This is a genomic window from Phormidium sp. CCY1219 (assembly GCF_055795085.1).
In genome coordinates, this window is the sequence record NZ_JAYFEQ010000009.1 from 1 (window position 1) to 212 (window position 212).

General features: G+C 44.8%; 1 pseudogene. It reads left to right on the plus strand.

From position 1 onward, the window contains the following. Nucleotides 1-138: 138 nt before the first annotated feature. Nucleotides 139-212, plus strand: a pseudogene (locus AC0QH1_RS00225) (hypothetical protein); the annotation flags it as partial.

Sequence of the window (212 nt, forward strand, 5' to 3'; positions counted from 1 at the left end):
AGATTGCAGAAATGATGGGGTTAAGCGTGGAGCAAGTGCGGCAGGCACAGCAATAACAATTATCCGGTGGCCACGGGTCACCGGACGAGTTGAGCTTGGAGACAAACAAGTGTTTTGAAGACCTAATTTGTAGATTTAATAGAGACGGTTGTGTTGTACAAGTTTTCTAGTTTAACTCGCGAGGAGGTTCAAGAGATGATTGGGGTTAATGA